13 protein-coding genes, 6 tRNA genes and 1 riboswitch are annotated in these 11,999 nt (G+C 66.2%); of the genes, 6 read left to right on the top strand and 13 right to left on the bottom strand.

Annotated elements, in window-relative coordinates; all coding sequences use genetic code 11:
* Positions 1 to 43 precede the first annotated feature (43 nt).
* The 12 genes from AC3IT0_RS08770 to AC3IT0_RS08715 form a co-directional block, all read right to left on the bottom strand.
* Positions 44 to 307 carry a phosphoribosyl-ATP diphosphatase gene (locus tag AC3IT0_RS08770; protein ID WP_028270786.1) on the bottom strand — a complete coding sequence of 88 codons (264 nt, stop codon included), beginning with the start codon at positions 305 to 307 and terminating at the stop codon, positions 44 to 46.
* A gap of 130 nt (positions 308 to 437) precedes the next feature.
* Positions 438 to 923, bottom strand: a complete 486-nt coding sequence (gene ribH / locus AC3IT0_RS08765; protein ID WP_489323335.1) for a 6,7-dimethyl-8-ribityllumazine synthase — start codon at positions 921 to 923, stop codon at positions 438 to 440.
* Between the two features lie 17 nt (positions 924 to 940).
* Positions 941 to 1,672, bottom strand: coding sequence for a GTP cyclohydrolase II (ribA, locus tag AC3IT0_RS08760; RefSeq protein WP_489323334.1), 732 nt, complete (start codon positions 1,670 to 1,672; stop codon positions 941 to 943).
* A gap of 10 nt (positions 1,673 to 1,682) precedes the next feature.
* A complete protein-coding gene (ribB, locus tag AC3IT0_RS08755; RefSeq protein ID WP_489323333.1) occupies positions 1,683 to 2,393 on the bottom strand; it encodes a 3,4-dihydroxy-2-butanone-4-phosphate synthase in 711 nt (236 codons plus the stop codon).
* Positions 2,390 to 3,025: a riboflavin synthase gene (locus AC3IT0_RS08750; RefSeq protein ID WP_489323332.1), complete on the bottom strand. Its 636-nt coding sequence runs from the start codon at positions 3,023 to 3,025 to the stop codon at positions 2,390 to 2,392. The genes ribB and AC3IT0_RS08750 overlap by 4 nt, the downstream gene beginning before the upstream one ends.
* Entirely contained in the window at positions 3,025 to 4,143 is a 1,119-nt protein-coding gene (gene ribD, locus AC3IT0_RS08745) for a bifunctional diaminohydroxyphosphoribosylaminopyrimidine deaminase/5-amino-6-(5-phosphoribosylamino)uracil reductase RibD (protein WP_489323331.1), read from the bottom strand. Before ribD ends, AC3IT0_RS08750 begins: the two co-directional genes overlap by 1 nt.
* Before the next feature lie 174 nt (positions 4,144 to 4,317).
* A riboswitch (FMN riboswitch) is annotated at positions 4,318 to 4,471 on the bottom strand.
* A 40-nt stretch (positions 4,472 to 4,511) separates the two neighbouring features.
* Positions 4,512 to 5,192: a ribulose-phosphate 3-epimerase gene (rpe, locus tag AC3IT0_RS08740; RefSeq protein WP_489323330.1), complete on the bottom strand. Its 681-nt coding sequence runs from the start codon at positions 5,190 to 5,192 to the stop codon at positions 4,512 to 4,514.
* 18 nt (positions 5,193 to 5,210) lie between these two features.
* Entirely contained in the window at positions 5,211 to 6,794 is a 1,584-nt protein-coding gene (locus AC3IT0_RS08735; protein WP_489323329.1) for an RsmB/NOP family class I SAM-dependent RNA methyltransferase, read from the bottom strand.
* Positions 6,791 to 7,711, bottom strand: coding sequence for a methionyl-tRNA formyltransferase (fmt, locus tag AC3IT0_RS08730; protein ID WP_489323328.1), 921 nt, complete (start codon positions 7,709 to 7,711; stop codon positions 6,791 to 6,793). The genes AC3IT0_RS08735 and fmt overlap by 4 nt, the downstream gene beginning before the upstream one ends.
* Complete coding sequence (gene def / locus AC3IT0_RS08725) at positions 7,708 to 8,316, bottom strand: peptide deformylase (protein ID WP_489323327.1); 609 nt, start codon at positions 8,314 to 8,316, stop codon at positions 7,708 to 7,710. Before def ends, fmt begins: the two co-directional genes overlap by 4 nt.
* Positions 8,317 to 8,435: 119 nt before the next feature.
* The gene (locus AC3IT0_RS08720; RefSeq protein ID WP_489323326.1) at positions 8,436 to 9,296 is read right to left on the bottom strand and encodes a cytochrome; all 861 of its coding nucleotides are present in this window, start codon (positions 9,294 to 9,296) and stop codon (positions 8,436 to 8,438) included.
* Positions 9,297 to 9,388: 92 nt separating this feature from the next.
* Positions 9,389 to 9,460, bottom strand: a tRNA-Val gene (locus AC3IT0_RS08715).
* Between the two features lie 227 nt (positions 9,461 to 9,687).
* Here AC3IT0_RS08715 and AC3IT0_RS08710 point away from each other — a divergent pair.
* From AC3IT0_RS08710 to AC3IT0_RS08685, 6 genes are all read left to right on the top strand, one after another.
* Positions 9,688 to 9,760: transfer RNA gene (locus AC3IT0_RS08710), tRNA-Gly, on the top strand.
* Between the two features lie 47 nt (positions 9,761 to 9,807).
* Positions 9,808 to 9,878 (top strand) — tRNA-Cys (locus AC3IT0_RS08705).
* 39 nt (positions 9,879 to 9,917) lie between these two features.
* Positions 9,918 to 9,992, top strand: a tRNA-Val gene (locus tag AC3IT0_RS08700).
* A 57-nt stretch (positions 9,993 to 10,049) separates the two neighbouring features.
* Positions 10,050 to 10,122, top strand: a tRNA-Gly gene (locus AC3IT0_RS08695).
* Positions 10,123 to 10,166: 44 nt separating this feature from the next.
* Positions 10,167 to 10,238: transfer RNA gene (locus tag AC3IT0_RS08690), tRNA-Val, on the top strand.
* Between the two features lie 156 nt (positions 10,239 to 10,394).
* Positions 10,395 to 10,652 (top strand): antitoxin, encoded by a 258-nt coding sequence (locus AC3IT0_RS08685; RefSeq protein ID WP_489323325.1) that lies wholly within the window; start codon positions 10,395 to 10,397, stop codon positions 10,650 to 10,652.
* Between the two features lie 114 nt (positions 10,653 to 10,766).
* On the opposite strand, the gene zapE is transcribed toward AC3IT0_RS08685, so the two are convergent.
* A complete protein-coding gene (gene zapE / locus AC3IT0_RS08680; protein WP_489323324.1) occupies positions 10,767 to 11,804 on the bottom strand; it encodes a cell division protein ZapE in 1,038 nt (345 codons plus the stop codon).
* Positions 11,805 to 11,999 lie beyond the last annotated feature (195 nt).

Below are 11,999 nucleotides of genomic sequence, written 5' to 3'. Positions count from 1 at the left end.
GGGCACTGGCGGGCAGGTGTTGACCCGCCGGGTGCCTCAGTGGCTACAGATGCTTGTAGACGTCTTCCAGGGTCAGGCCTTTGGCGAGCATCAGAACCTGCAGGTGGTAGAGCAGCTGGGAGATTTCCTCGGCCGCGGCCTCATCGGATTCGTACTCAGCGGCCATCCAGACTTCGGCTGCTTCCTCCACGACTTTCTTGCCAATGCCGTGGACTCCGGACTCCAATTCAGCGACGGTGCGGGAGCCTGCCGGGCGGGTGGCTGCCTTCTCACTCAGTTCAGCGAACAGCGTCTCGAAATTCTTCACGCCCTACAGCCTACTTGCTGACGGCCTGGGGATCCCTTTCGGGCCGCCGCATGACGGGCGCGATGTGAGCGAACACACACCGCGCCCCGGCGGCTTGCTGCCGACTACCCGCTGCTGCGTGTACTGGCTGCTACGTGTACTGCTTGAGGAGGACGGCGGTGGCCAGGGCTGCCGTCACGGCTTCATGGCCCTTGTCCTCGCTGGAGCCAGGCAGGCCGGCGCGGTCCAGGCCCTGCTGCTCCGTATCGCAGGTCAGTACGCCGAAGCCCACGGGCACGCCGGTGGAGACACTGACATCGGTCAGTCCCGACGTCGCCGCCTGGCAGACATATTCAAAGTGCGGAGTCCCGCCGCGGATCACGACGCCGAGGGCCACCACGGCGTCAAAGTGCGGTGCCAGCCGCGCGGCAGCGACGGGAAGCTCAAAGGCGCCCGGAACGCGCAGCACGGTGGGGTCGCTGATGCCCGCGTCCTTGGCGGCGCGCAGGGCACCGTCCAGGAGCCCGTCCATGATCTGGGTGTGCCAGCTGGCCGCCACAATGGCCAGCCGCAGCTGCGACGTTTCCGCCGGGTTAAGGGTGGTGAGGTCAATATCTGGTGCGCCGTGTCCGCTCATGCGTGAATCTTTTCCGTTCAGTTTTGGTCGTGGTCGAAATCGTCGGCAGCGGCGCCCGGCACCGTTACAACGTGTGTGTCCAGCGTCAGCCGGTGCTCCATGCGGTCCTTTTTGGTCTGCAGGTAGCGGATGTTCTGGTCGCGGGACGGCACTTCGGTGGGCACCATCTCCACCACCTTTACGCCGGCTTTGGCGAGCCGGTTCTGTTTGTCCGGGTTGTTGCTCAGGAGCCGGACCTCGTGGAGGCCCATCTCGGCCAGGATCTGGGCGGCCGCATTGTAGCAGCGGGCATCCACCGGCAGACCCAGCTGCTCGTTGGCCTCAACGGTGTCAAAGCCCGCCTCCTGGAGGGCATAGGCCTTGATCTTGTTGGCCAGGCCGATCCCCCGTCCTTCTTGCCCGCGCAGATACAGCAGCGTGCCGCCGAACTCATTGATCATCTCCAGGGCATAGGCCAGCTGTTCGCCGCAGTCACAACGGTATGAACCGAAGACGTCGCCGGTCAGGCACTCGGAATGCAGCCGGACCAGCGGGGCAACGCCCTCCCTCGGCGGGTTGGGCGAGCTCACCGCCAGGTGTTCGGCGCCAGTGACCAGGTCTGTCCACGCCTGGGTGACGAAATCGCCAAATGGCGTGGGCAGCTGCACAATGGGACCGCCGCTCACGGGGTGGTGGGCCCGGCCATTGCCGGCGGTCCCCCGGTGGTGGCCGTTCTGGTGGCTGTTGTCCGGAACTCCGGAAGCCGTCATCATTACTCCTCTACTCCGCCCGGGCGTCCGGCCCGGTGTCACTGTCGGCGGGAGCCCCGGCCCCTGCTTCAAGGTAAGCCACCAGATCCTCAATCGAGATCAGGGGGCATCCATGTTCAGCGGCGAAACCCCGCAGCCCGTCGAGCCGCATCATTTCGCCGTCGTCGTGCACAACCTCGGCGATAACACCCACCGGCTCCAGTCCGGCGAGCCGGCAGAGGTCCACGGCCGCTTCGGTATGGCCGGGGCGTTCACGCACTCCCCCGTTAACGGCCCGGAGCGGGAAAATATGCCCGGGCCGGGTCACGGCGGCCGGTCCGGCGCCGGGGTCTGCAAGGACGCGGGCCGTGAGGGCCCGGTCCGTGGCGGAGATTCCGGTGCTGACACCCACGGCCGCGTCGCAGGAAACGGTGTACGCCGTCCCCTTTGCGTCCTGGTTCACGGCCACCATGGGCGGCAGGGCCAGGGCGTCGGCGCGCTCCCCGGTCAGGGGGACGCAGATGACGCCGGAGCTGTACCGGATGGTCCAGCCCATGAGGGCAGGGGTCGCATGCTGCGCCGCGAAGATGATGTCGCCTTCGTTTTCGCGGTCCTCGTTGTCCACCACCAGCACGGGCCGGCCGGCGGCCATGGCGCGGATGGCATCTTCCACGGGGTCAAGCCCGAAGGCTGCTGCAGGTACCGGGACGGCGGCCGGCTCCAGCCGAACGGTGGTGTTCATCGTTCGCCCCCGGTGGTTGTGCCGGTGCTGAATGCCAGCAGCCGTTCGGTGTATTTCGCGAGCACGTCCACTTCGAGGTTGACCCTGCTCCCGGTTTCCTTGGCCCCCAGGCCGGTCTCTGCCAGTGTGGTGGGGATCAGCCCCACTTCGAACCAGGGCTCCGGCTCCGTGGCGGGGCTGACCGCCGTGACGGTGAGCGAGACGCCGTCGATCGCTATGGAGCCCTTCTCCGCGATGTAGCGGGCGAGGTTGGCGGGCACGCCGAACCGGAGGCGCTCCCAGTTGCCGAGCGCCTCGCGCTCCAGCAGCTGCCCGACGCCGTCGACGTGGCCCTGGACGACGTGGCCGTCCAGCCGGCCGCCGGCGGGGACGCAGCGTTCAAGGTTCACCGAGTCGCCGGCGGCAAGTTCGCCGATGGTGCTGCGGACGAGGGTTTCGCCCATCACATCAACGCTGAACTCTTTGCCCTCGATGGCGGTGGCCGTCAGGCAGACTCCGTTGACGGCGATGGACCCGCCCAGGGCGAGCCCTTCGGTGGTGCCGGGGGCCCGCAGGCGGAGCGTTGCGCTGGCATCGCCGTCCCGCTCCACGGACAGGACCTGTCCCTGTTCGGCAATAATTCCGGTAAACATCAGTAGCCTCCCATGGCTGGTTCCGCGGCTGTGCGGGTTAGGTGTGGTTCAAAAGCTTCGGTTGGTTCTGGCCGGAGGTGCAGCCTCAGGTCCCGGCCCAGGGTCAGGACGGCGCCGCCGTCGGAGGGGTCCCAGTCCCAGTGCCGGGCATCGGCCAGGGTGGTGATTCCCAGTCCGTTGAGCGCGGGAGTTCCGGAGCCCAGCAGGGTGGGGGCGACGTAGACAATGAGTTCGTCCACAAGCCCGGCGGCCAGGAATGCGCTGAGGATGCGTGAGCCGCCTTCCACCATGACGTGACGGATGCCTTCCGTGTAGAGGAGCGAGAGCGCCTCCCGCGGATCCCGCGTAGGCAGGTGGAGCACGTGCCCGTCGTCACCACGGACGGCGGCATCAGCCGGAATGTCCCGCAGGCCCATCACGGCACGCAGCGGCTGTTTGCCGGAGGTCGCTCCGGACGCGTCGCGGGCTGTCAGCCGGGGGTTGTCCACGAGCACGGTCTGCGTGCCCACGAGGATGGCGTCGATCCGCCGTCTGAGCCCGTGGTTGTCGGCGAGGGACTCAGGCGAGGAGATCCACTGGCTCGTGCCATCCTCAGCGGCGATCCGGCTGTCCAGTGTCTGGGCGATGTGCAGCGTCACGAACGGGCGCTGTGCGGCCACGGCCCGGAACCATTGACGGTTCAGCTCGAACGACTGGTCCGCCGCGAGCCCGCTGCGGACCTGTACACCGGCGTTACGCAGGGTGGCTGCGCCGCCCGCCGCAGGGTCGTGCGGATCGTCGACGGCGTAGACCACGTCCGTGATTCCAGCACCAATGATCGCTTGGGTGCAGGGCCCCGTCCGGCCGCGGTGGTCACAGGGCTCCAGCGTGATCACCATGGTGCAGCCCCGCAGGTCCAGCCCGGCGGCCACCGCCTGGTTGATCGCGTCCGCTTCCGCGTGGGGGGTGCCGGCGCCGCGGTGGTACCCGGTCACCAGCAGGCGCCCTGAGGCATCGATCACGACGGCGCCCACCAGCGGATTCGCTCCGCGCGGGCCCTGCAGGGCTGCTTCGAGCGCCGCGGTCATGGCAGCGGTTTCGGCGGCACTGAACGCCGTGACGTTCTCGATCCGGGTCATGGGGCGGCCACCGGTCCGGCGGCTTCCGTTCCCCGATCATGGGAAAACCTGGCTTCAAAGAGCCATCGCAAGGGGTTCATGTGTGTTGTCGTTCCTTCCCTCTAGAACCGCGATGGCTCCGGGGGTATACGACAGCAGAAGGCCGCGGCACCAAATGGCGCCGCAGATACAGCTGTACGTGCTTCTCTCATCCAGACTTTAACTGTCGGTACCGGAATTTCACCAGTTCAACCGTCCGCCGGTTCCTTCCCTGAAGGGGAAAGCGCCGGCTCGCGGGTCGCGGACTATCACCGCCGGTTCGGACTTACACCGACCCCGGAGCACGTATTGTGTGTTGCTATTGTGCCATAACCACAAGCTGGCCCAGACTATTCCGCGGACGCAGCGCGTAACTTTATGCTGCCGGCGTCGCGGAGCCGTCCGATGGCTGCTGCCGGGTCCGCCGCGCCGTAGACTGCGGAGCCCGCCACAAAGACGTTGGCACCCGCTTCGGCCGCGCGCAGAATGGTTTCCTCGGTAATGCCGCCGTCCACCTGCAGGGCGACGTTGATTCCGGATCCGTCGATGGCGGCCCGGGCCTTGCGGATCTTGGGCAGGGTAAGGTCCAGGAACGCCTGGCCGCCGAAGCCCGGCTCCACGGTCATGATCAGGAGCATGTCGAGTTCCTCGAGCATGTCCAGGTAGGGTTCCACGGCTGTGGCGGGGCGCAGCGCCAGGCCGGCCTTGGAGCCCCGGGCCCTCAGTTCGCGGGCCAGTTTGACCGGCGCAATGGAGGCCTCCGCGTGGAAGGTTACGGATGCCAGCCCGGCGTCGGCGAACCCCGGCGCCCAGCGGTCGGCGTCGGAGATCATCAGGTGGGCGTCCAGCGGGACGGGGCTGACGGCCTGGATCCGCTGCACAACCGGCAGCCCGATGGTGAGGTTGGGGACGAAGTGGTTGTCCATCACGTCCACGTGCACGGCGTCGGCGTTGCTGATGCGCTGCAGTTCAGCTTCGAGGTTGACGAAGTCGGCGGACAGGATGCTGGGGTTGATGCAGCATTGAGGCATGGGGGAACCTTTCACGGGTCAGGCTTTTTTCCGGATGAGCGCCAGGAACATGGCATCGGTGCTGTGGATATGCGGCCAGAGCTGAGCCGTGGAATCGTGGCCTGCGCCCAGGTTCCCGGTCAGGCTTACGCTGTCCAGCACCGCGCCGGCGTCCAGCAGCTCCAGGTCGTCACGCTTCCGCAGGGCATCGCTGACCACCGCCGTGGTTTCGGCCGGGTGGGGTGAACAGGTGACGTAGGCAACCACTCCGCCGGGGCGGACGGCGTCCAGCGCCGATTTCAGCAGGGCACGCTGCAGCGGCCCCAGGTCCGCAAGGTCCTTGGGCGTGCGGCGCCAGCGGGACTCCGGCCTGCGGCGCAGCGCGCCAAGCCCGCTGCAGGGGACATCCACCAGGACACGGTCAAACGATTCGGGCTGTTCTGTGCCCACGTCGCGGCCATCGCCAGTCCGGACGTGCCAGACGTCCCTGGGCACGGCGGACAAGGCCTGGCTGACAAGTTTGGCGCGGTGCGGGGCCGGTTCGTTTGCGAGGAGTGTGGCACCCTGGGCGTTGGCCAGCGCGCCCAGCAGGGCGGCCTTGCCGCCGGGGCCGGCGCACAGGTCCAGCCAGGTTTCGTGCGATCGCTCTGTTCCGGCGCCGCCGGCGGGATCCAGCTCCACTGCCGCCATGGCGCGGGCCACCAGCTGCGAGCCAACGTCCTGGACACGCGTGCTGCCTTCCCGTATGGACGCGAGCCGGCCCAGGTCTCCGCCGCTGGAGAGTGCCGAGCCTTCAACGAGTTCACCTGGCGTGGCCCCGCCTTCCAGGGCTTCATCCAGGCTTCCCAGGCCGGGCAGTGCCACGAGGTTGACCACCGGGGCCTCGTTATCGGCTTCAAGAAGATCGTTGATTTCGGCGGCTGACCGCCCGTGGGCCACCAAAGACTGGCGCATGGCCCGGACAATCCATTCGGGGTGGGCGTACCGGAGGGAGGCGATGGTGGTTTCGTCGCTTTCACCGGCCACGAGGACCTCAAGCCACTCCTCCAGCGTGTGCGCCGTGACCTTCCGCAGCACCGCATTGATCAGGGCGGAGGGTCCGGCGCCGATGACGGCGCGGGCCAGGCCAACGGTCTGATCCAGGGCGGCGTGGGCCGGGACGCGCATGGCCAGCAGCTGATGGGTGCCGATCCGCAGGGCGTCCAGGATGGCAGGGTCAAGCTGGTCCAGCGGCCGGTCAACGCAGCGGGCCAGGATGGCATCGTAAGTACCCTGGCCACGCAAGGCTCCGTAGCTGAGCTCGGTGGCGAAACCGGCGTCGCGCTTATCCAGGCCGTGATGGCGGATGCGGGACGGGAGCACCAGGTTGGCATAGGCGTCCTCCGCGGCTACCGCGCGCAGGACCTCAAAGGCCACCAGCCGCGCGGGGTCCGCCCGGCGGGTCCGCTGCGCCGGAGCGTTTTCGGTGAAGCTCCGCTGGGAGGGACGGTTCCGTTCGCGGCCCTGGGCGTTGCGCTGGCTGGAATCCCGCGGCCCGCCCTTGCCCCGTCCGCTGTTGCCACGTCCGCCACCCGCGGCGCCGCTGCCGCCCCTGCCGCCTGCGTTACCGCCGGATTCGCTCATTCGAAGACCACGCTTTCCAGTGTTGCCATGCCGCGCGCCCAGTCGGCGGCGGCCATCATCTTTTTGCCCGAAGGCTGGATCCTCGTCAGCTCCACGGCGTGGGATCCGGTGCCCACCAGGACGCTCTTGCCGTCGAGGACTACAGCACCGGGCTGCAGGTCAGTGTTACCCGGCCGGAGCCGGACGGGTTCGAGTTTGACGCGCTGTCCGTCCAGGGTGGTCCAGGCACCGGGCTCGGGAGTTACGCCGCGGGCCCGCCTGCCGATCGCCAGGGCAGGCTGCTTCCAGTCAAGCCGGCCGTCATCGATGGTCAGCTTGGGGGCCAGCGAAACATCGCCGAACTGCGGCTGCGCAGCGGCCCTCCCGGCCTCGACTGCTGACAGTGTCTGGGCAAGGAGCACCGCCCCGCTGTGGGACAGCCGCTCCAGCAGCGCTCCGGCAGTGTCTTCCGGGCCGACGCCCTCGGTCAGCGTTCCGAAGACCGGGCCGGTGTCCAAACCTTCCTCCAACAGGAAGGTAACTGCCCCGGTGACGTCGTCCCCGGCCATCACAGCCCGCTGCACCGGGGCAGCGCCACGCCATGCGGGAAGCAGGGAGAAGTGCAGGTTGATCCAACCGTGCGGCGGAACATCAAGGGCCGCGCGCGGAATCAGTCCGCCATAGGCCACGATGGCGGCCACGTCCGGCTTGGCCGCGGCGATTCTCGCCGTCACGGCGTCGTCCACGCGGGTGGCATGGATGATGTCGATTCCCAGCTCGGCGGCGCGGGCGGCAACGGGCGACGGCGTCAGCACCCGTTTGCGCCCGATCGGCGCGTCGGGACGGGTCAGGACAGCAACGATCTCAAAGCCGGCCGCAACGAGGGCATCAAGGGACGGGACGGCCACGGCGGGGGTGCCGGCAAAAAGTACCCTCATGTGGTGGCGCCGCCGCCGAAGCTGGCGCCGGCAGAACTCGCTCCCCCAAAGCTCGCGCCCCCGAAACTGGACCCGACCGTCTTGGCGCGCTTCGTCGTCGTGCGTTCCGTAATGGCGTCATAGTTGGCGTTGCGGATGGACCGCAGGGCCGTCTTCCGGTCCTCGCCCTCCAGCCTGTCGGTGAAGAGGATGCCGTCCAGGTGGTCTGTCTCGTGCTGGAAACAACGGGCGAGCATACCTTCCCCCTCCACAGCAACGGGATTCCCGTTGAGGTCAATGCCGGTGGCGCGGGTGGCGCGGAAGCGGCGGACCGGGAACGCCAGGCCAGGGACGGACAGGCATCCCTCAACCTGGTCCGACTGGAAGTCCTCGCTGTTTTCCAGGACCGGATTGATAATGTGGCCCTCCACGCCGTCGATCCGGTAAGTGAACACCCGCTGGCTGACGCCGATCTGGGGGGCTGCGAGGCCGGCGCCGTCCACGTCCTCCATGGTTTCCGTCATGTCCGCAACCAGCTTGGCGAGCTCAGGACCGAATTCCGTCACGGGATCGGCCACTGTGCGGAGCACAGGATCACCAATGATGCGGATATTCAGAATGGCCATGTGCTGTCGTTCCTCACGGTGGGCGTTAATGGCGAACCTATCCAGTTTAGGTGCAGGGGCACCGGTCCCGGGACTCCGGGGACGGGCTCTGCAGCCAGGCTCCGGACAGGCGTGCCCGGTTATGCGCTGCGGACGTGCGCAGACGGCGGCGGAGCCACCGGAAGGAGCGCAGAGCCCGCAGCGATCGTGTCGGCGGACAGTTCCCAGACCCTGCGCAGGGCGCAGAACTTCCACCAGTGGTGCTTGAGGACGTCGGGGTTGGCGCGGACCGGACGGACTTCCGTCTCGCCGATGGCCACTGCGAGCAGCAGCGGGGCCTCGCCGTACTTCCAGGACTCCCATTCCCCGGCGACGGCATCCACGAGGCTCTCCTCGGCCTTCATTCCCGCCACCAACTGCATGACCACCTTGTCGTCCAGCGGCTTAACGGTGCCGTCCCGTGTGGTGCCCTTGGTCTTGTAATCAATAATGCAGATCCGGCCGTTGATCCTCGCCACGAGGTCCAACGTCCCCGCGTACCCCACAGATTTGTTCCACACGGTGACTTCCGGCGCGAGGGGCTCCACGCCATAGAGTTCCCACCACTCATCAAACCGCAGGGCAAAGGCTTCCTCGCCGTTGGCTGCCAGGGCCTCGCGGGTTTCCTTCATGGCGTGGGGCCGGCCGAGGGCGCGGAGCGCAACCTGCTCGCAGTAGTTATGGACGCGGTCCCCACGCTTGGCGGCCTCGTCGCGGTACAGTTCTGCCGCCTTTGACGCCCGGTTAACGGCCTGACGGATTTTCGCCGGGCTGCCCAGGCAATCGGCCAGCAGCGGATCCTTCGCCAAACTGCTGGCGCCCATGTAACCGAACCAGCCGTCCAGTCCGTGCGGCTGCTGGCCGATGACGGTGGTGATGGACGGAACAGAGAACTGTTCGGAGGTGGACCGCGCATACATGCGGCCGTATTCCGTGGCGTGGGCAAGGAGTGGATCAGTCATACAAAGACTCTTTCACAGGGGGCTGACATAATGGCGGGCACAAAAAAGGTCCGTTTCCGCTCGGCTGAGCGGAAACGGACCAGATTCCTCGGTGGGCGATACTGGGTTCGAACCAGTGACCTCTTCGGTGTGAACGAAGCGCGCTACCACTGCGCCAATCGCCCCGATGCCTTTGAATGCTAGCCGACTCGGCGGGGTTATGGAAATCGAGACGGAACCGGGCTCGAATTACACACCTGTAATTAGCAAAATCCCCTAGATTGCAGGGATCCAGGGGCATAGCCGCGGCCGGAGAGCGCCCGATTTGGAGAATCCCTGAACCTCCTATAGAGTTCTTACTCGTTGGAACGCGAGGAATTGCCCGAAACGGCAAGGATTCAGCGGCCCAAATGCGGACGTAGCTCAGCTGGTAGAGCACCACCTTGCCAAGGTGGATGTCGCGAGTTCGAATCTCGTCGTCCGCTCGCAGGACACTGTCACGGCAAAGGTTTTTCGGAATCGGCGCTTACACGGTGGGTTGGCCGAGAGGCGAGGCAGCGGCCTGCAAAGCCGTTCACACGGGTTCGAATCCCGTACCCACCTCGGTGAAAACCATGGATTCCGGTTCACGCCGGACGAAATGGGCGATTGGCGCAGCGGTAGCGCGCTTCCCTGACACGGAAGAGGTCACTGGTTCGATCCCAGTATCGCCCACCAAGCAAGGAAACTTGCTTCATGCAGTACCACTGGCCACCGGCCAGGTGTGCTTCATACGCGGACGTAGCTCAGCTGGTAGAGCACCACCTTGCCAAGGTGGATGTCGCGAGTTCGAATCTCGTCGTCCGCTCTCTACCCCAGTAATAAATCCAAAATGACCGGGCTTCCGGTTCCGGGCGATTGGCGCAGCGGTAGCGCGCTTCCCTGACACGGAAGAGGTCACTGGTTCGATCCCAGTATCGCCCACACACAGCAGCTCCCCCGGGAGCTGCTTTTTTGTTGCCTGAAGGGCCCGTCCCTAGACTTTACAAAAATTGTCACAGCCCCTTGGCACGCCCATTAGACAGGGCTAGGATCGGTTGCGGAGGAGCGAACTGGCTCCGCGACAGAAGGGAGGTGCTCGTGGGACTGATTGACGATCTTAAGGGCAAAGCTCAGGGTCTCATCCACGGCAACGAGCAGGCCATCAAGGACGGCATCACCAAGGCCGGCGATTTCGTCGACTCCAAGACCGGCGGCAAGTACGCCGAGCATGTCGACAAAATCCAGGATGGCGCTTCCAAGCTCGTTGACAAGAACGACGGAACCCCCGGCGAGACCCCTGCCACCGAGCAGGCTCCGCCAGTCAACCCGGTTCCCCCGGTTGACAAGGCTCCGTAGGAAGGATTTGGCCAGGGCATTGCCCTAGCACGTCAAGGGGGTGCGGGTCCCGCCGAGAGGCGGCACCTGCACCTTTGGCGTTTAACTAACCGTCCGGCTTTTCCCGGACACTGCCTACGACGGCTCGTGGTTCTGGCCCTCGCGGGCCAGTGCGGTCAGGCGGGACACAGCGCGGAAATACTTCTTGGTGTACCCGCCGTGCATCATCTCGTCCGTAAAGAGCTTGTCGAAGGGGACGCCACTGGCCAGGATAGGCACGTCCTTGTCGTACAGGCGGTCCGCCAACACAACAAAGCGAAGCGCCACGGCCTGTTCGGTGATGGTCTCCACATTTCGCCACACGACGCCGTCGATGCCGTCAATCAGCTGCCGGTAGCGGCTCGGGTGGACACCGGCCAGGTGGCCGATCAGTGAGGTGAATTCGTCCTCCGCCACGGTCTTGCCATCGAACTCGGCCCTCATCTGTGAGGCGAGCTGACTGTTCTTCAGCGGTGCCGGGGCGGCGGGCAGGCCACGGTGGCGGAAGTCCTCGCCGTCGATCCTGATGACGTCGAACTGGTCCGCCAGGACCTGGATTTCACGGGCAAAGTCGACGGCGGCAAAGCGGCCGTCACCCAGCGAGCCCGGCAGGGTGTTGGACGTGGCAGCAAGCTTGACGCCGGCGTCGGCCAGTTCACGCATCAGACGGGACATCAGCACGGTGTCACCCGGATCATCCAGCTCGAATTCGTCGATGCACACCAGCTTGTAGTGGCTCAGCGCCTCAACAGTTTTGCGGAAGGAAAGCGCCCCTACAAGGTTGGTGTATTCCACAAACGTGCCGAAGGCCTTGGGGCCCGGGGCAGCATGCCACAGCGAGGCCAGCAGGTGGGTCTTGCCGACGCCGAATCCGCCGTCGAGGTAGATGCCCGCCCTGGTAGCGACCTTTTTGGTGAACAGCTTCTTGAACAGGCCGTCGCCGTCGCCGGCGCCAACTCCCCCGGCGAACGCTTCCAGCGCCTTGACCGCAGCAGCCTGGGACGGCTGGTTCCGGTCCGGCCGGTAGCTGGCAAACGAGACCTGGCCGAACCGTGGGGACGGATAGAAACCCTTAAGGAGCTCATCCACCGAAACCGCCGGAGTACGGGCGGCAAGCTGTTCGATCTGTACCAAGGTGGTCCGTTCTGCTGGTGGGTTGTCCCCAGAAAGAATACCGGCAACAGCCCCGGCCTTCCCCGCCGTGCGGCCGGCAAAGGCCCAGGCGTGACGAAGGCCATATTTCCCTCTGTTAACAAGAAGGCGGACAGGGCGGGCGGCCGTGGCTAGGGTGGATGCAGGTTCCCCTTTTTCAACAGTCCGCCGTGTGTC

The sequence above is a fragment of the Pseudarthrobacter sp. KH_020_B genome, from assembly GCF_057840185.1.
The sequence above is the reverse complement of the archived record's forward strand: the minus strand, read 5'-3'. Positions and strand labels throughout refer to the sequence as shown.

Bases quoted from the DNA above. Each gene is read 5' to 3' on its own strand.
- ribD (WP_489323331.1), bottom strand. From the start codon at position 4,143: ATGACCCGGATCGAGAACGTCACGGCGTTCAGTGCCGCCGAAACCGCT.
- ribB (WP_489323333.1), bottom strand. From the start codon at position 2,393: ATGAACACCACCGTTCGGCTGGAGCCGGCCGCCGTCCCGGTACCTGCA.
- fmt (WP_489323328.1), bottom strand. From the start codon at position 7,711: ATGAGGGTACTTTTTGCCGGCACCCCCGCCGTGGCCGTCCCGTCCCTT.
- def (WP_489323327.1), bottom strand. From the start codon at position 8,316: ATGGCCATTCTGAATATCCGCATCATTGGTGATCCTGTGCTCCGCACA.
- AC3IT0_RS08750 (WP_489323332.1), bottom strand. From the start codon at position 3,025: ATGTTTACCGGAATTATTGCCGAACAGGGACAGGTCCTGTCCGTGGAG.
- rpe (WP_489323330.1), bottom strand. From the start codon at position 5,192: ATGCCTCAATGCTGCATCAACCCCAGCATCCTGTCCGCCGACTTCGTC.
- AC3IT0_RS08720 (WP_489323326.1), bottom strand. From the start codon at position 9,296: ATGACTGATCCACTCCTTGCCCACGCCACGGAATACGGCCGCATGTAT.
- ribH (WP_489323335.1), bottom strand. From the start codon at position 923: ATGAGCGGACACGGCGCACCAGATATTGACCTCACCACCCTTAACCCG.
- AC3IT0_RS08735 (WP_489323329.1), bottom strand. From the start codon at position 6,794: ATGAGCGAATCCGGCGGTAACGCAGGCGGCAGGGGCGGCAGCGGCGCC.
- ribA (WP_489323334.1), bottom strand. From the start codon at position 1,672: ATGACGGCTTCCGGAGTTCCGGACAACAGCCACCAGAACGGCCACCAC.